Source organism: Actinomadura graeca, from assembly GCF_019175365.1.
GTDB classification, from domain to species: domain Bacteria; phylum Actinomycetota; class Actinomycetes; order Streptosporangiales; family Streptosporangiaceae; genus Spirillospora; species Spirillospora graeca.
This window is the reverse complement of record NZ_CP059572.1, coordinates 3,035,048-3,059,781: the sequence shown is the minus strand read 5'-3', so window position 1 is coordinate 3,059,781 and position 24,734 is coordinate 3,035,048. Positions and strand designations below refer to the sequence as shown.

The window sequence follows — 24,734 nt, the reverse complement described above, 5'->3', positions numbered from 1 at the left end:
AGTAATTGCCCAAGGGGGGAATCCTGCCCGAGAGCCCATGCTTTCTATCTGAGACCATCGAATCCCGGCGCCTGAGAAAGCAGCCAGACGTCTCTGGCCACGGTCGGCCACGTCGCCCCGTGTCACGGATGGGGCATAGGAGACCCTGTGTACAGGGTTATGTGCGCATTCCTTGCCGAAAATGATCTGATCTACACCGCGGCGCCATACAGTCTCCTGTGTCCCGTTGTGCGGAAGTGAGAACGTTAGTTTTGACATCAGGTGGGCAGTGTTGTCCGGCCCGCACCATGCCTCGTGTCCAGGCGAGGAAGAGGGCGAAGCGTTCGCTCGTCTTGCATGGGCGGAGGAGCGGGGCGCGCGGGAGGCGGCGTTTGGTGCCCCTCGACGAGGTGGAGCGGGAGAGGCAGCCTCCGTCGGTGGCTGCTGGGGCGGAGAAGTGGAGGGCGAGGTAAGGCGTGTTCGCTGCTCACCTCGCCCTGCATCCTGGATGACCACGACGTCAGCGCGTCCGGCCCTCCGCGTCTCAACCGGTCGGACCCGCCGCAGAGCCGTCGTGACTCCGACGAGCCGGAGGGGACCGTGGTGGCTGGCCAAGACGTCGGTTTCCTGTGTGGGCGCTGGAGGAGTCCACCAATTGACGAGCTGGTACCGGTGTTCAGGCTCGGTTGACGTCGGAGAGGAGGGCGTCGGCTCGGACGTCGAGGCTGGCGGCCCGGCGTACGCCGCAGTTGCGGGAGTTCGCCCCCTCTTGGCGCGTCTCGGTCACGGCTTTGCGGGTATGAATCGAGTGCACCTTGGCCATGAGAACCAGAGCGCGTCTCATGGCTTGCGCGTCGGATGGATGTCTCTTGCTTCAGGTCCATCCGGGCCCTCTAGGGGATGCTAGGGCGTCCATCTGGGGGTTCGTTGCCGTCCGGGCGTGAAGTCGCCGTGTGCCCAGAATGCCTGGCTGCGTTCGCTGGGTCGTTCAGCGGGATCCTCTGGGGGCTGGCGCCGTCATCGAGCTCGTGTGAGTGCTCCTTCTGTGCTGGCGCGGGACCGTCGGTGTGGAGCATGGCTAATCGTTGACGGGGTGGGTGACCAGCGGATCGGGGGTGTGGTGCAGGAAGGCCGAGCCGTCGGTGCCTAGGCGGGCGGCGGCCTTGTTCAGGCTTCGTGGCGTGGCCAGCGTGCCCCATCGTCCGGTGATCGTGCGGGCATGGATCGCCTCGACGGCGGCCAGCGTCTCGGCGACGGTGAACCGGCAGTGACCGGCGCGGTCGACGTACGCCTGGCGCAGGAGCCGCGCGCGGCCCGCCCGGGTGACACGGTCGGCGTAGACGGTCTCGTGCCCGGTCGCGGCCAGGTTGTCGGAGATCGTGTGCAGGGTCAGGCTGGGCACGTTCAGGCGTCCGGCCGGCACCGAGGTGCGCAGCATGTTGACCAGCGCCGCGGGTTCGGCGCGGATCGACGCGGTCCGGGTCAGGCGCGTGAGGTCGTCCTTGAGGTTCAGGCCCGCCTGCCGGTACAGGGCCCGTATCGCCGGACGGTCCGCGGAGCGGTGCAGCAGATCGGCGTAGTCGACTCCGGCGTTCCACGCGCTGTTGCCGCCGACGGCCGACTCGATCCAGTACCGGCCTCCCATCACGAAGCGCAGAGTGTCCCCCGCGGTCAGCCACTTGTACTGCTGCACTTCGCGCCCCGCGTCGTCCGCGGGTTTGGCCTCGCCGGGGAACCAGGACGGGAGGTTCAACAAGGCGGACGCCAGTGCTATCCGCGCCCGGCCGCCCGCCGTGCGCTGGGCATCGGTGACCAGATCGGTGAGCCGTGCTCCGGACGCGTTCGCCTCGTCGGGGGTGGTGAACCCGGTGAGCTTGATCTGCTTTTCGGGTGCCAGCAGCTGCGCGAGCGCATGCTCGCCGTTGAGCTGGTAGTTGTTCAGGTCGGCGGCGCCGCCGACCATGGAGCAGGTGGTCAGCGCGCCGTCGACGGCCCGTGTCTCGGCGATCCGGGCGCTGACCAGGCCGCCCATGGACTGTCCGAACGCGATGGTGTACTTCGGACGGGCGACGCGCCGTCCGAAGTCCGCGGCGGCGCCCAGGGTCGAGGCGACGGCGGTGTTCATCGCCCACATCGATCCCGGGGCGTAGGACGATCCGACCAGCGCGAAACCGCGTGTGAGCAGCGCCTTGGCGCTCACGGGGTCGGGGGCGTCGACGGGGACGAGAGGCCCGAAGCCGTGGCTGTAGAGCAGCAGCGTCCCGTTCCAGTGCTCGGGTACGTCGGCGACCCAGCTGGACCCGTCGGGCAGGGTCCCGGTGAAGTGGCCCGACGGGACGGCGGCCCCGGCCACCGGCGCCGGGGCCGTCAGGCCGCTCGCCGTGGCCAGCACCGTGAGGATCGCGAGGGGTGGTGCCCACTGCCGGGGACGTCTCATGAGTGCTCCTCGTGGGGAGGCGGGGAGGGAGGCATCCGCAATATTCGGCAGATTCTTAGCGAAAGTCAAGAATCTGCCTAACTTCACTCTGTGCGGGATCGGCCTCCGCCCGGATTGGGTCGGTGACCGGGAAGAGGCTTCAAGGCTGCGGGCTGCGGCCGGGCACGTTCGGTTCGCGAGCAGTGCACGACCCGTCGTGGATCAGGACGCAGAAGGCCCTTGACCAGCGGCGGGGCGGCCGCGGACGACGGTCGTCCGTGCCCCCCCCGATCACACTGCGGCGCGATGCGCGGTTCAGCGGAGCTCGATCAGCTCGATCGTGCGTTCGGCGATCTCGCGCGCCCCGTCCTGATAGCGGTCACGCAGCGTGTACAGCAGTTCCTGGGCGCGGATCGCGGGCCAGTCGGGCGGCAGGTGACGCAGCGGGATGCGCGGATCCACGCGGATCAGGTTGAGCCACTCGGTGGTCAGCAGCAGGTAGCGGACGAGATCGTCCGGGGCGTCGGGGGCGGGCTCGGGCCGGTCCCAGCGGTCCAGCCAGGTCTGGTAACCGGTGGAGATCGCGCGCAGGTCGAACGCGTCCCGGATCATGCGCGCCTCGTCGGTGGGCGGCAGGGACGGCCCGGCGAACACCTTGACGTGCGCGTCGAGGCCGAGGTCGGCGGTCACCTCCGTGACGTCCACCCGGGCGGGCGAGATCCACAGCCCGTTGCCGGCCGGGCCGAATCCGGCCCAGCTCAGCCGGGACCTCAGCTCGTGCCGGTGGCTCTGCCACGATTCCGGGAGCGAGAACGCCAGGACGGTCCAGTGGCCGTCCCAGTCGTCGTTGATCACGCTGCGCCGCCAGACGCGCTCCTCGCCGTCGGCCAGGATCCGGCGGCACCGCTCGGTCAGCCCGGAGTACACGCGGCGGCCGTGGCGGTGCCGGGTGAGGAGATCGCGCGCCACCATCCGGGTCAGCATCGAGCGGACCGCGTGCTCGCCGATCCCGAACCGGCCCAGCACCTCGATGAAGCTTCCGGAGAACACCGCGACATCACGTCCGAGCACGTAGTTGCCCAGGAACGTGAACATCAGCGACTGCGGGCGGACCTTGGGGACGCCTGCGTCGGCGGTCTCGGCCACCGTTTCGGACACGGATTGCGGCACGACCAGATCCTCTCACGAAGAATAGTTCGTCAGATTCTTGACGGCAGTGAGCAATAAGCCTAAGTTCACGGTACTTTCCGTCATCCCGACCGGGAGTCGTCCGATGCGCAAGATCCTTCCTGTCCTGACCGCCGCGGTGCTGGCCCCGGCGATGGCAATGACGGCCTGTGGTGGCTCCACCGGCGGCGCCACCATCAAGATCGGTTTCATCGAGTCGCTGAGCGGCAACTACGCCCCGCTGGGCGGCGAGGCCAAGAAGACCGTCGACCTGGCGGTCGAGCAGATCAACGCCGGGGGCAGGATCGGCGGCAAGCGGATCGAGCTGATCACGCTCGACGACAAGACCCTGCCCGACCAGGGCGTCCTGCACTACAACAAGCTGCGGTCGCGCAAGGTCACCGCGATCCTCGGATCCACGTTCTCCAACGTCGGCCTCGCCGTCGAGCCGCTCGCCGAGCGCGACAAGATCCCCTACGTCTCGCTCGCCCCCGCCGACAAGCAGGTCCACCCCGTCCGCAAGTACACCTTCGTCGTCCCCGCGCTGTCCTCCCAGTACGCGGAGGCGATGCTGCAGTACTTCCAGGCCCACAAGATCACCAAGGTGGCGGTGGCCTACGACACCAAGAGCGCCTACGCGCTGGCCGGACGCGACGGAATGACCGGGCACGCCGCCGCCTACGGCGTGACCCTCGTCAAGCAGGAGCCGTTCGAGACGACGGCCAACGACTTCAGCCCGGTCTTCGCGCACGTGCGCGGCACCGACGCCCAGGCGCTCGCGGTGTGGGCCAGCGGCGCGCCCGGAGTCACCATGGCCAAGCAGTACCCCACATCGGGCCTGAAGCTGCCGCTGTTCATGACCGGCTCCCAGTCCAGCCGTCTTTGGCTTCAGCCGGTCGGCGCGGCCGCCGAGGGCGTCTACGTGCAGAGCGCGATCGGCGTCGTCGGCGACACCCTGCCGAGCAGCAAGCTCAAGAGCGCCGTGACCGAGATGTCCCAGCCGTTCCGGCAGAGATACGGGTACGAGCCGCCACAGTTCGCGATGGACGGCTACTCCGGCGTCAAACTGCTCGCCGCCGCCATCCAGAAGGCCGGCGGCACCGACCGGGGCAAGATCCGCGACGCGCTGGAATCCCTGACGCTGGTCACCCCGGCCGGCCGGTACGCCTACAGCGCCACCGACCACTCCGGCCTCAAGCCCACCGACATCTCAATGAACCAGGTCAAGGGCGGCAGACTCGTGCCGACGCCGTGGTCGGCGACCCGGCTCGCCGCGACCGCCGAGGCCGCCGGATGACGCCGCTCCTGGAGGTCGAGGGCCTCGGGCGGGCCTTCGGCGGCGTGTACGCGGTCCGCGACGTCAGCCTGACCGTCGTCCAAGGCCAGACCCGCGCGGTGATCGGTCCCAACGGGGCGGGCAAGTCAACCCTCTTCAGCTTGATCAACGGTCACCTTCGTCCCGACCACGGGGTCGTGCGCTACGGCCGGCGGCGCATCGACAGGCTGAGCCCTCACGGACGCGCCCGGCTCGGCATGGCGACCGTCTTCCAGGGCGCACGGCTCTTCGCCGGGATGACGGCGCTGGAGAACATCATGGTCGGGGCCCACGCCCGGACCCGGCACGGGTTCGCCTCCGGGGCGCTGCGCCTGCCCGCGCACCGCCGCGAAGAGGCGCGGATCAGGGCGGACGCGTTCGAGGCCCTGGACCGTGTCGGCCTGCAGGACTGGGCGCACCGTCCCGCCGAGGCGCTCCCGCTGGGACAGCAACGCTCGCTGCAGGTGGCACGGGCGCTCTGCGCCAAGCCCCGATTGCTGCTGCTGGACGAACCCGCCTCGGGTCTCCGCGCGGCCGAACGCGAGGCGCTGGCACGGCTGGTGGAGGGCCTGCGCGCCGACGGCCTGACGATCATGCTGGTCGAGCACGACGTCGCGTTCGTCTCCCGGCTGGCCGACCGGGTCAGCGTGCTCGATCTGGGCGCGCAGGTCGCGGAGGGCACACCGGCCCAGATCCGGCGGGACGAAAGGGTCATCGCCGCCTACCTGGGATCGGGGCACACGTGAACCCGGTGATCGAGGCGCGCGATCTGACCGTGCGATACGGAACCGCCACCGCTGTGGACGAGGTCTCGTTCACCGTGGGGCGAGGCGAGATGGTCGCGCTGATCGGACCGAACGGCGCGGGCAAGACCTCGCTGGTCAACGCGGTCATGGGCCTGCTGTGGCCGGTCGGCGGCCACGTCGCCGTCCACGGCCGGGCCGCCCTCGTCCCCGAGGGCAGGCAGGTGTACCCCGACCTGCCGGTCGAGGACAACCTGATCCTGGGGGCCTGGCGCAGCCGCCGCGACAGGCGTTCTCGCGACACCGACTGGGTCTACCGGCTCCTGCCCGACCTGGTCAAGGTCCGCGACCAGAGGGCAGGCAGCCTGTCGGGAGGCCAGCAGCAGATGGTCGCCGTCGGCCGGGCCCTCATGGCACGTCCCGACGTGCTGGTCGTCGACGAGCTGTCGCTCGGGCTGGCCCCGAAGGTCACCGCCGACCTCGTCGCACACCTGACCGGCCTGAACGCCGAACAGGGCCTGGCCGTCCTGCTCATCGAGCAGAACGCCCGCCTGGCCCTGGACGTGTGCGCCCGAGGCTACGTCCTGGAAGCGGGCCGTATCCGCGTCGACGGCACCGCCGCCGAGCTCCGCGACAACTCCGAGGTCGCCGACGCCTACCTGGGGGACGGGACGTGAGCGCGTTCTTCCAGTACCTGATCTCCGGACTCGCGGTCGGATGCGGGTTCGCGCTGCTGGCGAGCGGCCTCGTGACGATCAACCGCGTCACCCACGTCGTCAACTTCGCCCAGGGCATGTTCGCGGTCGTCGCCGGCATGACCGCCGGCTCGCTGCTGTCGGCCGGACTCCCGCACGGGCTCGCCGAGGCGGCCGCCGTTCTGGTGGCCGGCCTGGTGGGACTGCTCGTCGGAGTGGTCACCCTCACCAAACCCGGTGCCGGCACCCAGTCGGCGCTGATCGTGACCCTGGGCGCCGGATTCGTGGCGTACGCGGCCGAGATCCTCCTCTGGGGCGATGACCCGCGGTCGTTCCCCGGACTGAACGGCGCGGTCAGGGTCGGCGACGCCTTCATACAGAAGCAGTCGCTCCTGGTGATCGGCGTGACCGCGGCGATCTTCGGCCTGCTCATCCCCTTCTTCACCCGGACCTACCTGGGCAAGGCACTGACCGCCTGCGCGTCCAACGCCTATGCGGCGCGGGCCGTGGGGATCGACGTGACCCGGATGGGCCTGGTGGCCTTCACGCTCGGCGGCCTGCTCGGCGGAACGGCCGGGGTTCTGCTGACCCCGCTGACGCCCATCTCCTACGACACCGACGTCCTGCTGATCACCAACGGGTTCGCGGCCGCCGTCTTCGGCGTGCTGACCCGCCCGGGTCCGGCCCTGGCCGGCGCACTGACCCTGGGCGTCGTCGAAGCCATGGTCGCCGGGTACGGGCAGGCCTCCTACCAGACCGTCGTCGCGCTGGCGCTCATGCTGGCGATCATGGTCTGGCGAGCCGCCCGCCGCACCCCGCTTCAGCACGAGGGGGCACGATGACCCTGTCCACACTGGTCCTGGCGCTGCTGGCCGCATCGGTGGCCGTCGGGCTCTCCCTGCTCATGGGCTACGCGGGACAGGTGTCACTCGGCCAGGCGTCCTTCTACATGATCGGCGGCTACACCGCCGCGCTGATGGCCACGAACTCCCTGCCGACCTGGCTCGGCCTGCTGGCCGCCCCCGCCGCGGCGGCCGTCGCCGCGGCGCTGCTGGGCGTCCCGCTCCTGCGGCTGCGCGGCCACCAGCTGGCGTTCGCGACACTGGCCGTCCAGCTGATCCTGCTGAACCTGGCCGGGCAGCAGTCCTGGACGGGCGGCGACATCGGCCTGCAGGCCATTCCCCAGCTCACGGTCGCGGGGTACGAGTTCTCCGGCGACGTCCCGTACGCGTGCCTGGCCCTCGTCACACTGATCGTCGTCGCGCTCGTCAGCCGCAACATCATCGCGTCCCGTCCCGGCCGCGGCCTGCGCGCCCTGGCCACCAGCGAGGTCGCCGCGTCCTCCTCCGGCGTCCCGGTGGCCGCCTACAAGCTGGCCGTTTTCAGCCTCTCGGCCGCCTTCGCCGGACTCGCGGGCGGAATCTACGCCTTCTACATCGGCTACGTCTCACCCACCTCGTTCCCGGTGCTGCTGTCCATCGAGTACGTCGTCATGGTCGTCGTCGGCGGCACCGGCAGCATCTGGGGCGCGACGGCGGGCGCCGTCGCCATCACCGTGCTGCTCCAGGTCCTCAACGATCTTGGCGCCCGCGAAGGCATGCCCGCCACGGCACCCACCGTGTTGTCCTACGGCCTCTTCGGAACACTCCTCATGGCAATGATGCTCTTCGCCCCCCGAGGACTGGTGCCGACCACCGTTGCCCTATGGCGGCGCCGCACGAACCAAGCCGCACCACCGACCCCGAAACCCGCACAGATCCCGACAGAAACGTAGCAACCGAGACAGAGAATGAGCCTCGTGAAGCAACGGCGACCTTGCACTTGCCCAAGAGTACGTCCGAGAGGTGAGGAACGTAGAGTTGCAAACCGTGGCACCCGGACCCGGATAGCCACAGGAAACCATCACCGCTGTCGGCGTGCGGATACTCTCCACCCCTTGGATTGGGCAAACTTGGCGTCTACTGCGCGCCCCTGGTGCAGTTGTCGTCCACCATGGCCACCATGGTGATCGATCGCTGCTGTCCCGGGACTGTCTGGTTTCCGAGTACCCAGGTAATACAGGACACGGCGGGGCGTTGAGCATCAGGCGATCGGGACATCGGGAGACGCATCGTTGAGCCAAGCCCGCAAAGCGGGCGGGGATCAACAAGGCGACACCCGAAAGGAATCCAAAATGACCGAGGCGGTTTCTTACGAATTCACGGCCGAGGAACTGGAGGAGCTCGTCAACCTGACTCGCGAGGCCGGGTTGGACACCGACGCGATCGAGACGGCCGTGGCCGTTCTCACCGGGAACCGGGCGGCGTCGGAGGCGGAGCTCAAGGGAGCCCGGATCAAGATCCTGATCGCCGCGCTCCGGTACGGCGGCCGGATACTGGCCGATATCGTCGGCCACCTCAGCGCCGAAGCGGGCGCCTTTCTGCGGTCGGTGGCGACGCGCCTGGCCGACGCCATCTCCACGGGGTACGTCCTGTCGGTGGCGGCGCTGGTCAACTGGCTGGTCAGGATGGGAGCCAACCAGAATGTGGCGCAGATGATCGGGACCGTCCTCAGCTGGTTCTTCTAGTAAGGCGCGGGAACGGCGCACCACTCTCGGGTGCGCCGTTCCTGTCACACCTTTGGCGGACCGCCGGTCCCGCACTACTGGACCGCAACTGACCATTTCTGGGCTTACGGCAGCGGGCGACGCTCGCCGGGCTGAACGCGAAGGCGAAGCAGGTATCGGTAACGCGTGCCGAGGCGGCGAATCCGAGCAGCAAAGATCGGAGGTCGACGCCTTCTCCTGAAGTGCTGGAGACCGCCTATCGCCGCTGGGCTCCGGCTGCCTGAACGGCGCGGTCATCCGGGTCGCCGAGGCCGGCGTCCCGGGCCCGGGCGACCGCCGCTGAACGATTGTTGACCTGCAGTTTCTCGAAGATGCGGGACACGTGATTGCGTACGGTCTTGTCGGCGATGAACAGGGTACGGGCGATGTCCCGGTTGTCCTTGCCGCGGGCGAGTAGTGCGAGAATCTCGCGTTCGCGCGTCGTCAGCATGGGAAAAGCACTCTCGGCCCCGTGCCGGTGGCCTCCGGTGAGCAGCGCGGTGATGCGCGTGGCGATGCCGGAACCGAAGACCGCGCCGCCGCCCGCGACAGTGCGCACCGCGTGCAGCACCTCCTGCCGGCAGGCGCCTTTGACGAGATAGCCGTTGGCCCCGGCACGTAGCGTCGCCAGCAGATCGCCGTCATCACTGGACGTGGTGAGCACCAGAATCGCGACCGGCGGCAGTTCCGCGACCAAACGCTGGATGGCGTGGATTCCGGACGACTGAGGACAGCCCAGGTCCAGGTCCATCAGCACCACATCCGGCGATGTGGCCGCCGTCACGGAGACCGCTTCCTGCGCGGAGGCCGCCTCGGCGACGACGGCCACATCGTCGGCGCTCTCCAGCGCTGCGCGCAGACCCTCGCGAAAGATCGGGTGGTCGTCCACGATGACCACCCGAAGCCGCTGATCGTCTCTCCAGTTCGGATGCATTCAATGCCTCTTGGTCAGAGATGGCTGTATCGACCGGGATACGCCGCGACTACGGTCTGCGCACCGCCGTCATCGCTGCAGGCTGCCGGTGGCCCCCCTCGGTCAGGGGGAAGCCACCGGCAGCGGCGCTAGACGCTCAGCGGTTGGTCCACAGGTTCCACCGCCACGGCCAGGTGCCATCGGCGCACTGGAAACTGTCCCAGTGTCCGCGCTCGATGCCCTGCCGGCCGGCCGTCTGGCAGGCGCCCAGGGTCAGGTACTTGCCGCGGTGGACATCCAGGCCGTCAGTCGTCTGCACGGCGGCGATATGGGGCCGGGCCGCCGAAGCCTCCGCATGGGCGGGCCCGGCCGTGACGGGGGCGGTGGTCGCCAGGCCGACGGAGAGCGCCATTATCCCGATCACGTGATGCCACTTTTTCATGAGATTCCTCTTTTCGGCTTGTTGTCCGTCCCTGGTGTGGGACGTGATGCACCGTTTGTAGCCGCTAACCTGTTGTTCAGGGCCGGTCGGCCGATGGTGAACAAACGGATGCCGAACAACCCGTGTGACTCCGGGGAAGGGCGGACGCATGCCGCGGGGGGAAAGTCCTCTGGACCCGGACGGCGGTCCTCTGATCGAATTCGCAGCGCGTTTGCGGAAGCTGCGAGAACAGGCGGGCAGCCCCACCTACCGGGATCTTGCACGGGATGCGCATTACGGGATCGCGACGCTGTCCTCGGCTGCGGCAGGACGGCAGCTGCCCAGCCTGGCCGTCACCCTGGCGTATGTCCGTGCCTGTGGCGGTGACGAGCGAGAGTGGAAGCTGATCTGGCAGCGGACGGCTGACGCGTGCGCCGGCAAGGGCATATCGGACGGAACCGGCGCAGATGGTCGGCGAGGGAACCGCGCCAGGCCGCCCTACGCCGGTCTGGCCTCGTTCACGGAGGACGACGCCGGGTTGTTCTTCGGCCGCGAGAAGCTCACGGCCACACTCGTCGAACATTTGAGGGAAAAACGTCTTCTCGTCCTGTTCGGCGGATCGGGATCCGGTAAGTCATCGGTGCTGAGGGCAGGCGTGCTTCCCGCCTTTCCTGATGTTTCCTCACTGGTGTTCACGCCCGGCCCGCATCCGCTGGAGGAATGCGCCGTCCGGCTCGCTGCCCGCGCCGGCACCGCGCCCGGCCCGGTGCACGACGCACTCGCGGCCGAGCCGCACACCTTCCACCGGATGGTGCGGCAGATCATCGCCGGGCGGCAGAAGGCAGACTCCCCGGCGGACCACCTGCTCGTCGTCGTGGACCAGTTCGAGGAGGTGTTCACCGTCTGCCGCGACACCAAGGAGCGGGAAGGGTTCGTCGCCGCACTCGTGCACGCGGCCCAGGCCCCCGACAGCCGCACGCGGGTCGCCATAGCCGTGCGGTCCGACTTCTATACGCACTGCACACGGCTGCCCGCCCTGGTCGACGCCCTGCCCCACGCCCACCATCCCGTCGGCCCGATGACCGCCGAGGAACTGAGAGCCGCGATCGTCCAGCCCGCCGCCCGCTGTCGGCTGACCGTCGAGAGCGCCCTGCTGACGACCCTCACGGCCGACGCCCACGGCCGGCCAGGCGCACTGCCCCTGCTCTCGCACGCTCTGTTGGAGACCTGGAAGCGCCGGCGGGGCAACGCTCTGACATTGGCGGGCTACCGCGCGGCGGGCGGCTTTGAGGGCGCGCTCACCCAGACCGCCGAGGAGTTCCACCACGCCCTGAGCGAGAACCGGCAGAAGGCCGCACGGCGGCTGTTCCTGCGGCTCGTCGCGCTGGGCGAAGGAACCGAGGACACCAAACGCCGTGTGCCGCGCCACGAACTGGATGACGGTCCGGACACCCAGATCGTCCTCGAACGGGCGACCCGGGCCAGGTTGCTGACCGTCGACGGCGACCACGTGGAGATCGCCCACGAGGCGTTGATCCGCTGCTGGCCTCGGCTCGGGGACTGGCTGGAGAAGGACCGCAGCCAGGAACGTGTGCATCGCGCGCTCACCGAGGCCACCACGCTCTGGCAATCCCTGGACCATGACCCCGACGCCCTGTACCGCGGGGTTCGCCTCGCCGCCGCCCAGGACCTCCCGCCACAGGCGCTGACCGCCCGGGAACGCGCCTTCCTCGACGCCAGCGCCTCGGCGGCACAGCGGGCACAACAGCGCGAGAGCCGCCGTCTGCGCCGCCTGCGCCGGTTGGTCGCAGCCCTGGTCGCCCTGCTCGTGTGCGTCGTGGCCGTCACCGGTTTCGCCGTACGAGCACAGAACACCGTCATCCAGCAGCGCAACGAGGACGTGGCCGTGCAGGCCGCCGACAAGGCCGTGCTCCTCGGCCCGTACGACCCCTCGCTGGCCATCCAGATCGCGCTGGCCGCCTACCGCCAGACCCCACAGGAACACACAAAGGACGCCCTGCTCAGCACCCTGTCCGTCGCGTCGATCGACCTCACGACGACCGGCCCCAAGCCGGCCGGGCTGGCCCCGGCCGTGACCGGTGACGGACGCACCCTGGCCATGGCCAACAGTTCGGAGATCGTCCTGTGGGACATCAGGAATCCACAGCAGCCGCGCCGACTCGGCACCACCGACATCGGCGGAGCGAGCCTGGGCCCGATCGAGTTCACCGCGGACGGCAACACGCTGCTCGGAGCGGACAACCACCGCACACTCTGGTCGTGGGACGTGACCAACCCGCGTAACCCCACGCTGTTGTCGAAGAAGCCCGCAGTGCACACCGACGCCGTCTACTCCATCGCCGTACGCTACGACGGGCGCGTCGCCGCCACCAGCAGCTACGACGACACCATCCGCCTCTGGGACATCACCGACCCCAAAACCCCCCGCATGCTCGACCAGCTCACCGGGCACGCCGCCAACGTCAAGCCGGTGGTCTTCAGCCCCGACGGAAAAGCCCTGGCCTCGGGCTCCGACGACCACGACATCCGCCTCTGGGACGTGAGCGACCCGCACCACGGCGCTCCCGTCGCCGTCCTCAAAGGGCACACGAATTTCGTGGACGCCCTCGCCTACAGTCCGGACGGCCACACATTACTGAGCGGGAGCGACGACCATACGGCCGAGCTGTGGGACATCAGCGACCTCCCCCGGTACCGCAGGCTGGGTGAGGTGGCGAGACATGCCGATATCGTCACCGGCGTGGCCTTTGCCTCCCATGGACGCACGGCGGTGACCGTCGGTGTGGACGGCGTGGTAAACGTTTCGGACATGACCGATCGTGCGCGGCCGACTCCCGTGGCCCACCTCACCAATCCCCGCGGGACGATAAAGGAAGTGCGCTACCTCAAAGCAGACGGCACATTCCTCACCGTGACCGCCCACTACAGCGTCCAAATCTGGTACACCGACCTAGACCGGGCGCTCGCCGACGCCTGCGGCCGCATTCACGGCACCATCAGCCGCGCCCAGTGGAACCACCACTTCCCCCATCTCGACTACGCCCCACCCTGCAATCACTAACGAGTCGAGGAACCTCCAAGACCCCCATTCCATTCGACAAGCGGACGGCAACCACGCCTTGCGCGGAGACGGTCGATTGGTGGTTGGCGCCCGAGAAGCTGTGGGAGCTGCTTCAGCGGCTGGTGCTGCTTGCCCGACGCGCCCGCAAGCGGGCGCGCGGCGTCGGCACGGCGATCGCGAGGTGCTGGCGGCGATCATCCTTGTGGCCACCAGCGGTTGCACCCGGCAGCAGTTGCCGCCGGTGTTCGGGCCGTCGAGCCCCATCGCACACCGTCGCTTCACCGAGTGGACCACCGCTCGGGTCTGGCCAAGGTGCACCGCGTGGTCCCGGACAACCCGCGAGGGGGAACTGGTGCGGGGCATTATGCCAATCCACTCGCGTCGCGGCTCGCGCCGACACCGTCCCGGCAAGCTGCACGGTCACAAGAGCTATGACCAAACCGGCTGCGTCGCCGACTGCGCAGCCGCGGCTTTGTCGCGCGCATCGCGCGTCGTGGCATCGACTCCTCTGATCGCCTGGGCTGACGCCGATGGATGGTCGAACGCAAGGTGTCATGGCTCAGAGGCTGCCAACGCCTGCACTGCGCTACGAACGCAAGGCCCGAGCGCCTTCTTGCCTTCGTCGGCATCGCCGCCGTTTTGATCTGCCACCGCCGACTCACCAAATGAGGTGGTATCTGAGAGCCCCTTCTCGTCGTAAGGTCGGTTGCCGTCTGCTGACGGCTTGGTCAACTTCTATGACCATCGGGATTCGTGAGGTCATGGATGGTGCGTGGTGTTGGTTCAAATGGGAATCGAGTGACAATAAATGATGGTCGCCCTCGTGAACGCCAGATCAGCGAGTCAAGATCATCCCTGGGTTCGGGTTGAAGGGCGTAGTCGTAGATGCCGATTCGAATCTCCCAGCCGCTGGCCGGTTGCTTCCGTTCGTTCGTTGAGTAGCCCGGCCCGTCGCCTTCTTCGGCCGCCCACACATACAAGGATGTGGAAGGGCCGTGCGACCAAAGACGTTCGAGATCGTCATCTGCCCATAGCTCTCGCCATACTTCGGTCCATGCACCGATCGAACTTTCAAAAATGACGACGCCACCAGGTGGTATGCGTACTCCCCGATGATCTTTCATGGGTTCAGGGAGAGATTCAGGCCAAAGTGGAGTAGATCCGCCTTTGCAGGCCCAGCTGTCGCCTAGTACGACGGTGCGGTTGTCCTCGTTGACGACGATCCCGCGGACGGAGGTTTCTAGCATATTTCTCTCGAAATCAATTTTACTGCGGAACCTGGCAGGGCTCAGATCGGAAACTTCCTTTCCGCAGTAGTTGAGTACCCAACGCCGCGGTGCTTCCAGGCTGACATAAACACGTACCCGTCCTGTATCGCTTTCGTTCTTGGCTTGCTGGATCGCCGCAATCTCATCGGCCTGTGCACTGCGAGCCGCTGCACGGGCGGAGTCCGCAGATGACGTGGCGGAGCGTCTCGCGTACACCAATGAGGCCAGCGCGATAACGGCAGCTATTGCGGCGATTAGATCGGAGAAGTTCACAGTCTGATCCTAATAGCGTCGTCGGCGGGGCAGTTGTCGACATGAACCTTGAGCTGGCTAGCTCGTATGCGGCCGAGTGTCAGGCTCGGGAGCGTGCGGGTCAGCAGAGTTGCTGTGCGTGGCTACCGGTGTCCACGCCACGCCGGGTCGACAAGGCGCTTCGGGGAGCGGAGCGGGAGACGAAGTCCGGAGGTGAAGGTGCCGGTGGGCGATTGAGCGTGCGCTGCGACCGCCCAGGCGGCGGCGGCACGAGGGTGTCGTCCATAGCCCATGTTCAGACGGGCAAGGGTGGTCGGGGGAGTAGATGAGGGAGCGCGAGGTCTGGACGTGGTCCCGGGTGTCTTGGCGTGGGTGGTCGGCGCGGTTGGCGGGCTGCCGGTTGCGTCGGGCTGCACGTATGGAAAAACCCGCGTGGCCTGCTCTTCCAGGTCGTTGCGGGTTTCGGGTGATTGTTTCGGGGTGCCCCCTGCAGGATTCGAACCTGCGCACACGGCTCCGGAGGCCGTTGCTCTATCCCCTGAGCTAAGGGGGCTTGCGCGCTGGTGGGCGGCGCAGGAGAAGGCTACCAGGGTTGGCGGGGTGACGCGCACGTGGGCGTTCGCCGTGCGTTGGGGGGACGAGTCGACTAACTTCGTGGCCGTGACCGAGCCACTGGGACGCGTGCTGGTCGTCGATGATGACGAGGTGATCCGCCAGCTCATCGCCGTGAACCTCCAGCTGGAGGGGTTCGAGGTGTTCACCGCGGTGGACGGGCAGGACTGCCTGGACAAGGTGGTGGAGGTCGCGCCGGACGTGATCACGCTGGACGTGATGATGCCGCGGCTGGACGGGTGGGTCACGGCGATCCGGTTGCGGGAGGATCCGGGGACCGCGCACATCAGGGTCGTGATGATCACGGCGCGGGCCCAGGAGCACGATGTGCGGCGGGGGAACGAGATCGGTGTCGACGCTTATGTGACGAAGCCGTTCGACCCGAACCAGCTGATCCAGACGGTGCGGAAGCTCGCGGCTGTGTCCGGATAGTGGTCGGATAGTCTCGCCAGGGTGACTCCAGCCGGTGTGAGTGATGCCCTTGTGGACGCGGTGCGGGACGCCGTGGCGCAGGGGGAGCTTGCGGTGCCCGTGCCGGGGGAGGTTCCTGTTTTCTCTGGTGGGGCCGGGGTGTTTGAGAGTCCTGTGGCGTTGCGGCTGGGGGTCGATCCCGGGGTGATCGCCCGGCGGGTGGGGGGCGCTGTCACCGGGCGTGGGTTCGTGCGGGTCGAGGTCGGGGTCGGGGCCCTTGTGGACGGGGTGCTGCGGGATCCCGGGTATGGGCTCGCCCAAGTACCGGCCGGGGGGTGGGACGAGTGGCCGCGGACGTTCGAGAACCCTGGGTTCTCCGTGCGGTACGCCTATGCGCGGGCTTGCTGGGTGGGGCGCTGGGCCAAGGAGATGGGTATTCCGCGTGGGGTCTTCGGGGGGCCTAAGCCTGAGGAGCTTTCTTTGGTGGAGGCTCTGGGGGACGTTCCCGGGCGGGCTGCGCAGGCCGAGCGGGAACGGGATGCGGGGCCGTTGGTGTTCTGTTTGGAGAGGGTGGCAGGGGCGTACCACGACGTGTATGAGCGGTGTCCCGCCGTGCCCCAGGGTGATGGGAAACCCGGGGCGGTGCATGCGGGCCGGGCCAGTTTGGCGGGGGCCGTGCGCATCGCCCTTGGCAACGGACTGCAGATGATCGGTGAGACCCCTAGAGAGCGGATATGAGTCGAGTTCACCCGGCCGGGCCCCGGCACGCGGACGTCCTGCCCGAAGACCACCCCGCTGGGCCGGCGGACGATCTGAATGCTCTGGATCCGCATATCTGGCCGCGCAATGCCCGTCGGGAGGAGGGCTCGGTCACCGTTGGGGGGATCGACGTCCGGGATCTGGCGGAGCAGTACGGGACGCCTCTGTACGTCTATGACGAGGAGGACGTGCGGAGCCGGGCCCGGGAGTATGCGGCGGCGTTCCATGACGGGGACGTGCACTACGCGAGCAAGGCGTTCCTCTGTACGGCCATCGCGAAGTGGCTGAACGAGGAAGGGCTCGGGCTGGACGTGTGCAGTGGGGGTGAATTGACCATCGCCCTTGCCGCAGGGTTCCCCACTGAGCGGATTACCTTGCACGGGAGTAATAAGTCGTCCTGGGAGCTGGAGAAGGCCCTTGAGGTCGGGGTCGGACGGATCGTGCTGGATTCGTTCGAGGAGATCGCCCGGTTGGGGTATCTGGCCCGGGAACATGGGGCGAGACCCAAGGTGATGGTGCGCGTCACCACCGGAGTCGAGGCGCATACCCATGAGTTCATCGCGACGGCTCATGACGACCAGAAATTCGGGTTCTCCAGGAGTTCCGGGGCTGCTCTGGAGGCGGTCCGCCGGGTTCTGGACCTCCAGCAGCTTGAGCTTGTGGGGTTGCACAGCCATATCGGGTCGCAGATCTTCGATGTGGACGGTTTCGAGGTGGCGGCGCACAGGCTGGCCGAGCTGCTCGTCGCGATCAGGGACGAGCACGGGATCGAGCTTCCGGAGCTGGACCTGGGCGGCGGGTACGGGATCGCCTACGTGCCGGGTGAGGAACCCCACGACCCCAAGGCGATCGCGGACGGGCTGAGGGCGATCGTGGCGCGCGAGTGCCGGGCGTACGGGCTGTCGCTGCCGCGGCTGACGGTCGAGCCGGGACGGGCGATCGTGGGGCCCGGGGGCGTGACCGTGTACGAGGTCGGGACGGTCAAGGACGTCGAGGGGCTGCGGACGTACGTGTCGGTGGACGGGGGAATGAGCGACAATCTGCGCACCGCCCTGTACGGCGCCGAGTACACCGCCGTCCTGGCGAGCCGCGCGTCGGACGCGGGGCCCATGCTCAGCAGGCTTGTCGGCAAGCACTGCGAAAGCGGGGACATCGTCGTGCGGGATCTGTGGTTGCCCGAAGATCTTGCGGCGGGGGACCTGGTGGCGGTGGCGGCGACCGGTGCGTACTGTCGGTCGATGGCAAGCAACTACAACCACGTCCCGAAGCCCGCCGTGGTGGCGGTGCGGGACGGCAGGTCGCGCGTGATCGTCCGCCGGGAGAGCGTGGAGGACCTGCTGCGGCTCGATGCGGAGGTCGAAGCGTGAAACCCGAACGTGGTCCGCTGCGGGTGGCGCTGCTCGGATGCGGTGTCGTCGGCACGGAGGTCGTCCGGCTGCTGCGCGAGCAGGCGGACGATCTGGCCGCGCGCGTGGGGGCGCCGCTGGAGCTGGCGGGGATCGCAGTGCGGCGGCCGGACAAGGTCCGCGCGGGCGTCGACCGGGACCTGCTGACGACGGACGCCCAGGCGCTGGTGACCAGGGACGACGTCGACATCGTGGTCGAGGTGATCGGCGGTATCGAGCCGGCGCGCGGGCTGATGCTGGAGGCGATGAAGACCGGCAAGTCCGTCATCACCGCCAACAAGGCGCTTCTGGCCGAGGACGGCGCGACGCTGTTCGCGGCGGCCAGGGAGTACGGAGCGGACCTTTACTACGAGGCGTCTGTGGCGGGGGCCATCCCCCTTCTGCGGCCGCTGAGGGAGTCCTTGGTCGGCGACCACGTCCACAGGGTGCTCGGCATCGTGAACGGGACGACCAACTACATCCTCGACCAGATGGATACGCACGGGGCCGGTTTCAACGACGCGCTGGAGGAGGCCCAGGCGCTCGGCTACGCGGAGGCCGATCCGACCGCTGATGTGGAGGGTTTCGACGCGGCTGCCAAGGCGGCGATCCTGGCGCAGCTGGCGTTCCACACTCCCGTGACGGCGGCGGACGTGCATCGCGAGGGCATCACCGAGGTGAGCGCGGCGGACGTGGCCGGCGCCAAGGGGATGGACTGCGTCGTCAAGTTGCTGGCCATCTGCGAGCGGGTCCCCTCGGAGGACGGACGGAACGGGCGTGGCGTGTCCGTCCGCGTCTATCCGGCGATGATTCCCCGGTCGCATCCCCTGGCGAGCGTGCGTGAGGCGTACAACGCGGTGTTCGTGGAGGCGGAGTCCGCCGGATCGCTGATGTTCTATGGCGCGGGTGCGGGCGGCGCCCCGACGGCGTCCGCGATCCTGGGGGATCTCGTCGCGGTCGCCCGGAACGTGGTCGGCGGCACGGCGGGGCCGGTGGAGGTGACGTACGCCAAGCTTCCCGTCCTGCCCATGGGCGAGACGGTGACCCGCTACTACATCCAGCTGGACGTGGCGGACGAAGCGGGGGTGCTCGCCACGGTGGCGGAGGAGTTCGCCCAGCACGACGTGTCGATACAGGCCGTACGGCAGGTCGGGCTCGGCGAGGAGGCGCAGCTCGTCGTCGTGACCCACCGGGCGCCGGACGCGGCACTGTCGGCGACGGTGGAGGGCCTGCGTGGTCTGGGGATCGTCCGCGAGGTGGCGAGCGTCATGCGGGTCGAAGGCGAGGAGTGATCCCGCCCGGACGCGACGCCGGACGCGACGCCGGACGCGACGCCGGACGCAACGAAGGTACGGCCGCCGTCCCGAGGGGGTCGGAAAGCGACCGCCCGCCGGGCCGGGTCGGAGCCGGTCGGCGCGCGGTCGCCCCGGTAGAATCCGCACGACATCGCAGGTCATCAAGGAGAACGACGTGAACGCGAACGCTCGGGCGTGGCGTGGGCTGATCGAGGAGTACCGTGACCGGCTGCCGGTGACGGCCGCGACGCCCGTCGTCACGCTGCTGGAGGGCGGCACCCCCCTGGTCCCGGCGAACCGGGTGTCGCAGCTGACCGGCTGCGAGGTGCACCTCAAGGTCGAGGGCGCGAACCCGACCGGCTCGTTCAAGGACCGCGGGATGACGACGGCGATCAGCAAGGCCGCCGAGGACGGCGCCAAGGCGGTCATCTGCGCGTCGACCGGCAACACCTCGGCGTCGGCCGCCGCGTACGCGGTGCGGGCCGGGATGACCTGCGCGGTGCTCGTCCCCAACGGCAAGATCGCGATGGGCAAGCTGGCGCAGGCGCTGGTGCACGGGGCGCGGCTGCTCCAGGTCGACGGCAACTTCGACGACTGCCTGGAACTCGCCCAGAAGCTGTCGGTCGACTATCCCGTCGCCCTGGTCAACTCGGTCAACAAGTACCGGCTCCAGGGCCAGAAGACCGCCGCGTTCGAGATCGTGGACGCGCTGGGCGACGCGCCCGACGTCCACTGCCTGCCGGTGGGGAACGCGGGCAACATCTCCGCCTACTGGATGGGCTACAAGGAGTACGCCGCCGACAGGCTGGCGTCCAGGACGCCGCGCATGCTGGGCTTCCAGGCCAGCGGGGCCGCGCCGTTCGTGAAGGGCGAGCCCGTCCTGAAGCCGCAGACCATCGCCACCGCCATCCGGATCGGCAACCCCGCGTCGTGGGACCTGGCGATCGCCGCGCGGGACGAGTCGGGCGGGGCGATCGACTCGGTCACCGACCGGCAGATCCTGTCCGCGTACCGGCTGCTCGCCCGGGAGGAGGGCGTGTTCGTGGAGCCCGCCTCGGCGGCGAGCGTGGCGGGGCTCCTCCAGGCGGCCGAGCAGGGCGTCGTGGAGCCCGGTACCAAGGTCGTCTGCACGGTGACCGGCAACGGGCTCAAGGACCCCGACTGGGCGATCTCCGGGGCGCCCGCCCCCACGGTCGTGAAGGTGGACGCGCACACCGCGGCGTCCGCCCTCGGCCTCACCTGAGGTCCGCCGGAGGGTAAGCGGGCACGTCCACGCGGACGCGCCGATGGCGCATATCCCGCGAGGTATCCACGGGCGTTCGAATTCCCCACTGTACGGAGTCGCAATGGGCGGCCCGCCGGTGCGCGCATCGGCATCACACGACCGGACGCGGTCACTTCCGAGGGAGGCGGCGATGAGCTGGCCGGACGAGCCGGTACTGGTGCGGGCACCCGCGACGAGCGCCAACCTGGGCCCGGGTTTCGACTCGCTGGGCCTCGCGCTATCGCTCCACGACGAGGTCGAGGTCGCGGTGACGGACGGCGGGCTGTCCATCGAGGTGGACGGCGAGGGCGCCGAGACCGCCGACCGCGGCGACCGGCACCTCATCGTGCGCGTGCTGCGCCGGACGTTCGACGTGCTCGACGGGCTCGCGGCGGCCGGACCCGGCCACGCGCCCGCCCGGCCGGAGGGGATCCGGCTGCGGTGCCGGAACCGGATCCCGCACGGCCGCGGCCTCGGGTCGTCCTCGGCCGCGATCGTCGCGGGCATCCTCGCCGCACGCGCCTTGCACCCGTCCGGTGACCTTCTCGACGACGAGGCCGCGCTGGGCCTCGCCACCGAGATCGAAGGGCATCCCGACAACGTCGCGCCCTGCCTGGCGGGCGGCCTGACCATCGCCTGGACGACCCCGGCCGGGCCCAGGCTCGTCCGGCTGGAGCCGCAGGTCACAAGGGTCGTGGCATACGTCCCGGAGCAGCGCCTGGCCACCGAGCGCGCGCGGGGGCTGCTCCCTGAGACCGTCCCGCACGGCGACGCCGCCGCCAACGCCGGGCGCGCCGCGCTTTTGATAGCCGCGCTCACCGGGGACCTCGGCGAGGCGGTGCTCATGGACGCGACAGAGGACCGGCTCCATCAGGGATACCGGGCGGCCGCGATGCCCCGCTCCGCGGAACTCGTCGCCGGGTTGCGTGCGGCGGGTGTGCCGGCAGTGATTTCCGGGGCAGGTCCTACTGTCCTGGCCTTCACAACCGCATCACAAGTTGATTCGATGGTCCCGGAAGTGGGTAATGGGTGGCACGAACACCCGTTGGACGTCGCGTCCCGTGGCGCCCGCGTCGTGGCCGGTGGAGCACAGGTCCGGCGGTGACGCCGGAGCCGAGGGCGGGGGCGGGGCGACGCTCCGGTCAGTGCGGGTTCCAGCAAGATCCAGCTAGGTAAAATGCGAAGACATCGACCTCTGGGGAATAGCAGTGTGCCCTGGTGATGTTAGGCTGAATGCCGCACCAGATGCCCCGTTCGGGGCAGCGTGCTCGTCAGCCGCGCGTCGCCTGTCCGGCCCTTCGGTCGTGTCGGTCCCGCGTACCAGGCTCCCCGACACCGTGACATTCCGTTGTCAGGCTTTCCAGCGAAACTTCGGACGTGGCGGTGACGGGGGTCGCGCACGAGCGAACCGTCCCGACCACCATCTGGCTGTACCCAGAACCCGCCGATCGCGGTGCCATCGTGATCGGCGGAGCCCGACTCGGCGCCCCCGCCGGGCCGCACCACCGGGTTGACTGGCCGAACGCCGGCCAACGCCCGCTCCCTGGGAAGGACCCTTAGTGAGCGAATCCAGCGAACTCCTTACGGACGCATCCAGCACGGCACCCGCAGCCGACGCCGCTCCGGCCGGCTCGGAGCCCGCCACCCCCCGGCGCCGCCGGCAGGGCACCGGTCTCTCGGCCATGGTGCTGCCCGAGCTGAAGGCGCTCGCGTCCAGCCTCGGCATCACCGGCACCACCGGGATGCGCAAGAGCCAGCTCATCGCCGCCATCCAGGAGAAGCAGGGCGGCCAGGCGCAGGGCTCGGCTGGGGAGCAGGGAGCCGCTGCCACGGCGAAGACCGAGCGCCCCCGCAGGGGACGCGCCGCGACCGCCAAGCACGAGGTCTCCGACGATCAGGTCACCATCGCCGAGGCCGCGCCCGCCGCCGAGCAGGCCCCGGCCGCGGACAAGGCGTCCGACCGGGCCACCGAGAAGGCGTCCGACAGGAACGACCGTTCCGACCGCGCCGAGCGCGGCGAGCGGCAGGGCCGCCAGGGTGCCAGGGCGGGCGGCGAGAAGCAGGACCGGGGGGCGTCCGAGGGCCGTTCCGAGCGCGGCGAGCGGCAGACCCGCGAGCCCGCGGCGGCGCAGGGCGGCTCCGACGACGGCGAGTCCCCGGCCGGTGGCCGCGACGGCGGACGTGACGGCGGCCGCGAGGGCCGCGAGGGCGGCGGACGCCAGCGTGGACGCGGCGGCCGTGAGCGCGGCGAGGGCCGTGAGCGCGGCGAGGGCCGCGAAGGACGTGACCGCGGCGACCGCGGGGACCGCGGCGACCGCGGGGACCGCGGCGACCGAGGGGACCGCGGCGACCAGGGCGGGGGCGGCCGGCAGCGCGGCCAGAGCCAGGGCGGCGGGGGCCAGAACGACGACGACGAGAGCGGTGGCAGGGGACGCCGCGGCCGCCGGTTCCGGGAGCGCAACCGGGGCCGTGGCGGGCGCGAGCGCTACGAGGAGCCGGTGATCAGCGAGGACGACGTCCTCATCCCGGTCGCGGGCATCCTCGACATCCTGGACAACTACGCGTTCGTCCGCACGACCGGCTACCTGCCCGGCCCGAACGACGTGTACGTCTCGCTCGCGCAGGTCCGCAAGAACGGCCTGCGCAAGGGCGACGTCATCACCGGCGCGGTCCGGCAGGCCCGCGAGGGCGAGCGGCGCGAGAAGTTCAACGCGCTCGTCCGCCTCGACACCGTCAACGGCATGGAGCCCGACCAGGCCAAGGGCCGCGTCGACTTCACCAAGCTGACGCCGCTGTACCCGCAGGAGCGGCTGCGGCTGGAGTCCGACCCGGGCATCCTGACCACGCGGATCATCGACCTCGTGTCGCCGATCGGCAAGGGGCAGCGCGGCCTGATCGTGTCGCCGCCCAAGGCCGGCAAGACCATGGTGCTCCAAGCCATCGCCAACGCGATCACCAAGAACAACCCGGAGTGCCACCTGATGGTCGTCCTGGTGGACGAGCGTCCGGAAGAGGTCACCGACATGCAGCGGACGGTGAAGGGCGAGGTCATCCACTCGACCTTCGACCGTCCCGCCGAGGACCACACCACGGTCGCCGAGCTGGCGATCGAACGTGCCAAGCGGCTGGTGGAGCTGGGCCACGACGTCGTCGTGCTGCTCGACTCGATCACCCGGCTGGGCCGCGCCTACAACCTGGCGGCCCCCGCGTCCGGCCGGATCCTCTCCGGCGGTGTCGACTCGACGGCGCTGTACCCGCCGAAGCGCTTCTTCGGCGCGGCCCGCAACATCGAGAACGGCGGCTCGCTGACGATCCTCGCCACCGCGCTGGTGGAGACCGGCTCCCGCATGGACGAGGTGATCTTCGAGGAGTTCAAGGGCACCGGCAACATGGAGCTCAAGCTCAACCGGTCGCTCGCCGACAAGCGCATCTTCCCTGCGGTGGACGTCGACCAGTCCAGCACCCGCAAGGAGGAGATCCTCATGGCGCCGGAAGAGCTGCGCGTGGTCTGGCAGCTCCGCCGCGTCCTGCACGCGCTCGACACCCAGCAGGCGCTGGAACTCCTCATCGAGAAGATGAAGGAGACCAAGTCCAACGCCGAGTTCCTGCTCCAGGTCCAGAAGACCACGGTCTCCGACGACCGCTGAGCGGTTCAGCCACAACGAACGCCCCCGTCCACCCCACCGGACGGGGGCGTTCCGCATCAAAGCCCACCCGCCGTGCCTGTGATCCCCGAGATGTCTCGCGCGCTACCAGTCGGCTGGGCAAAGCCGGAGGCGACCCGACGCGGGCCGGGGGCGTTCTGCATGAAGCCAGCTCCTTGTCGCCCTCCGGGGCCAGGGCCCAGGAACGGATGTAGGGGGACCTCAGCTGGCACGCGAGCGCGCTACCAGCCCGCGGGAGGCAATGCCGAAGGCGAGCCTCACGCGGGATGATCGCGGAGCGATGTCGCGCTCGCCCAAGCACGGTCGAGCGGGCGAGCCGCCAGGCGAGCCCGCTCGGGCCGGGATTGCAGTGAACACCGCCGCCAGGCGAGCCCGCTCGGGCCGGGATTGCAGTGAACACCGCCGCCAGGCGAGCCCGCTCGGGCCGGGATTGCAGTGAACACCGCCGCCAGGCGAGCCCGCTCGGGCCGGGATTGCAGTGAACACCGCCGCCAGGCGAGCCCGCTCG

At 69.3% G+C, this 24,734-nt stretch carries 19 protein-coding genes, 1 tRNA gene and 1 pseudogene; 15 read left to right on the top strand and 6 right to left on the bottom strand.

Annotated features, from left to right (window positions below; genetic code table 11):
- Positions 1-1,057 precede the first annotated feature (1,057 nt).
- A complete protein-coding gene (locus AGRA3207_RS13570; protein ID WP_231334980.1) occupies positions 1,058-2,416 on the bottom strand; it encodes a hypothetical protein in 1,359 nt (452 codons plus the stop codon).
- 294 nt (positions 2,417-2,710) lie between these two features.
- Positions 2,711-3,565, bottom strand: a complete 855-nt coding sequence (locus AGRA3207_RS13565) for a PaaX family transcriptional regulator (RefSeq protein WP_231334979.1) — start codon at positions 3,563-3,565, stop codon at positions 2,711-2,713.
- A 103-nt stretch (positions 3,566-3,668) separates the two neighbouring features.
- Between AGRA3207_RS13565 and AGRA3207_RS13560 the strand changes: the two genes are divergently transcribed.
- The 6 genes from AGRA3207_RS13560 to AGRA3207_RS13535 all read left to right on the top strand — a co-directional run bounded on the left by AGRA3207_RS13560 (position 3,669) and on the right by AGRA3207_RS13535 (position 8,881).
- Positions 3,669-4,859, top strand: a complete 1,191-nt coding sequence (locus AGRA3207_RS13560; RefSeq protein ID WP_231334978.1) for an ABC transporter substrate-binding protein — start codon at positions 3,669-3,671, stop codon at positions 4,857-4,859.
- Positions 4,856-5,623 (top strand): ABC transporter ATP-binding protein, encoded by a 768-nt coding sequence (locus tag AGRA3207_RS13555; RefSeq protein ID WP_231334977.1) that lies wholly within the window; start codon positions 4,856-4,858, stop codon positions 5,621-5,623. The genes AGRA3207_RS13560 and AGRA3207_RS13555 overlap by 4 nt, the downstream gene beginning before the upstream one ends.
- Entirely contained in the window at positions 5,620-6,297 is a 678-nt protein-coding gene (locus AGRA3207_RS13550) for an ABC transporter ATP-binding protein (protein ID WP_231334976.1), read from the top strand. The genes AGRA3207_RS13555 and AGRA3207_RS13550 overlap by 4 nt, the downstream gene beginning before the upstream one ends.
- On the top strand, positions 6,294-7,157 hold the full coding sequence (locus AGRA3207_RS13545; protein WP_231334975.1) for a branched-chain amino acid ABC transporter permease: 864 nt from the start codon (positions 6,294-6,296) through the stop codon (positions 7,155-7,157). Before AGRA3207_RS13550 ends, AGRA3207_RS13545 begins: the two co-directional genes overlap by 4 nt.
- On the top strand, positions 7,154-8,089 hold the full coding sequence (locus AGRA3207_RS13540) for a branched-chain amino acid ABC transporter permease (RefSeq protein ID WP_231334974.1): 936 nt from the start codon (positions 7,154-7,156) through the stop codon (positions 8,087-8,089). The genes AGRA3207_RS13545 and AGRA3207_RS13540 overlap by 4 nt, the downstream gene beginning before the upstream one ends.
- A gap of 339 nt (positions 8,090-8,428) precedes the next feature.
- Positions 8,429-8,881: a hypothetical protein gene (locus AGRA3207_RS13535; RefSeq protein ID WP_231334973.1), complete on the top strand. Its 453-nt coding sequence runs from the start codon at positions 8,429-8,431 to the stop codon at positions 8,879-8,881.
- Positions 8,882-9,116: 235 nt separating this feature from the next.
- Here the strand turns inward: AGRA3207_RS13535 and AGRA3207_RS13530 are convergent, their stop codons facing one another.
- Together AGRA3207_RS13530 and AGRA3207_RS13525 are read right to left on the bottom strand one after the other, a co-directional pair.
- Positions 9,117-9,833 (bottom strand): response regulator transcription factor, encoded by a 717-nt coding sequence (locus tag AGRA3207_RS13530; protein ID WP_231334972.1) that lies wholly within the window; start codon positions 9,831-9,833, stop codon positions 9,117-9,119.
- Between the two features lie 136 nt (positions 9,834-9,969).
- On the bottom strand, positions 9,970-10,254 hold the full coding sequence (locus AGRA3207_RS13525) for a hypothetical protein (protein ID WP_231334971.1): 285 nt from the start codon (positions 10,252-10,254) through the stop codon (positions 9,970-9,972).
- Between the two features lie 148 nt (positions 10,255-10,402).
- Here AGRA3207_RS13525 and AGRA3207_RS13520 point away from each other — a divergent pair, with 148 nt between their 5' ends.
- Both AGRA3207_RS13520 and AGRA3207_RS13515 read left to right on the top strand, forming a co-directional pair.
- Positions 10,403-13,315, top strand: a complete 2,913-nt coding sequence (locus tag AGRA3207_RS13520; protein WP_231334970.1) for an nSTAND1 domain-containing NTPase — start codon at positions 10,403-10,405, stop codon at positions 13,313-13,315.
- Between the two features lie 83 nt (positions 13,316-13,398).
- A pseudogene (locus AGRA3207_RS13515) lies at positions 13,399-13,984 on the top strand (transposase).
- A 59-nt stretch (positions 13,985-14,043) separates the two neighbouring features.
- Here the strand turns inward: AGRA3207_RS13515 and AGRA3207_RS13510 are convergent.
- Positions 14,044-14,856, bottom strand: coding sequence for a hypothetical protein (locus AGRA3207_RS13510; RefSeq protein ID WP_231334969.1), 813 nt, complete (start codon positions 14,854-14,856; stop codon positions 14,044-14,046).
- Positions 14,857-15,316: 460 nt separating this feature from the next.
- A tRNA-Arg gene (locus AGRA3207_RS13505) sits at positions 15,317-15,388 on the bottom strand.
- A 128-nt stretch (positions 15,389-15,516) separates the two neighbouring features.
- Between AGRA3207_RS13505 and AGRA3207_RS13500 the strand changes: the two genes are divergently transcribed.
- The 7 genes from AGRA3207_RS13500 to rho all read left to right on the top strand — a co-directional run bounded on the left by AGRA3207_RS13500 (position 15,517) and on the right by rho (position 24,208).
- Positions 15,517-15,879, top strand: a complete 363-nt coding sequence (locus tag AGRA3207_RS13500) for a response regulator transcription factor (protein ID WP_231336283.1) — start codon at positions 15,517-15,519, stop codon at positions 15,877-15,879.
- A 408-nt stretch (positions 15,880-16,287) separates the two neighbouring features.
- Complete coding sequence (locus tag AGRA3207_RS40230; RefSeq protein WP_420830911.1) at positions 16,288-16,596, top strand: DALR anticodon-binding domain-containing protein; 309 nt, start codon at positions 16,288-16,290, stop codon at positions 16,594-16,596.
- Positions 16,593-17,984 carry a diaminopimelate decarboxylase gene (gene lysA / locus AGRA3207_RS13495; RefSeq protein ID WP_231334968.1) on the top strand — a complete coding sequence of 464 codons (1,392 nt, stop codon included), beginning with the start codon at positions 16,593-16,595 and terminating at the stop codon, positions 17,982-17,984. The genes AGRA3207_RS40230 and lysA overlap by 4 nt, the downstream gene beginning before the upstream one ends.
- Positions 17,985-18,007: 23 nt before the next feature.
- A complete protein-coding gene (locus AGRA3207_RS13490; RefSeq protein ID WP_231336282.1) occupies positions 18,008-19,294 on the top strand; it encodes a homoserine dehydrogenase in 1,287 nt (428 codons plus the stop codon).
- 178 nt (positions 19,295-19,472) lie between these two features.
- Positions 19,473-20,540, top strand: a complete 1,068-nt coding sequence (gene thrC, locus AGRA3207_RS13485) for a threonine synthase (RefSeq protein ID WP_231334967.1) — start codon at positions 19,473-19,475, stop codon at positions 20,538-20,540.
- Positions 20,541-20,712: 172 nt separating this feature from the next.
- Positions 20,713-21,666 (top strand): homoserine kinase, encoded by a 954-nt coding sequence (gene thrB / locus AGRA3207_RS13480; protein WP_231334966.1) that lies wholly within the window; start codon positions 20,713-20,715, stop codon positions 21,664-21,666.
- Positions 21,667-22,120: 454 nt separating this feature from the next.
- Positions 22,121-24,208 (top strand): transcription termination factor Rho, encoded by a 2,088-nt coding sequence (rho, locus tag AGRA3207_RS13475; protein ID WP_231334965.1) that lies wholly within the window; start codon positions 22,121-22,123, stop codon positions 24,206-24,208.
- Positions 24,209-24,734: the final 526 nt, after the last annotated feature.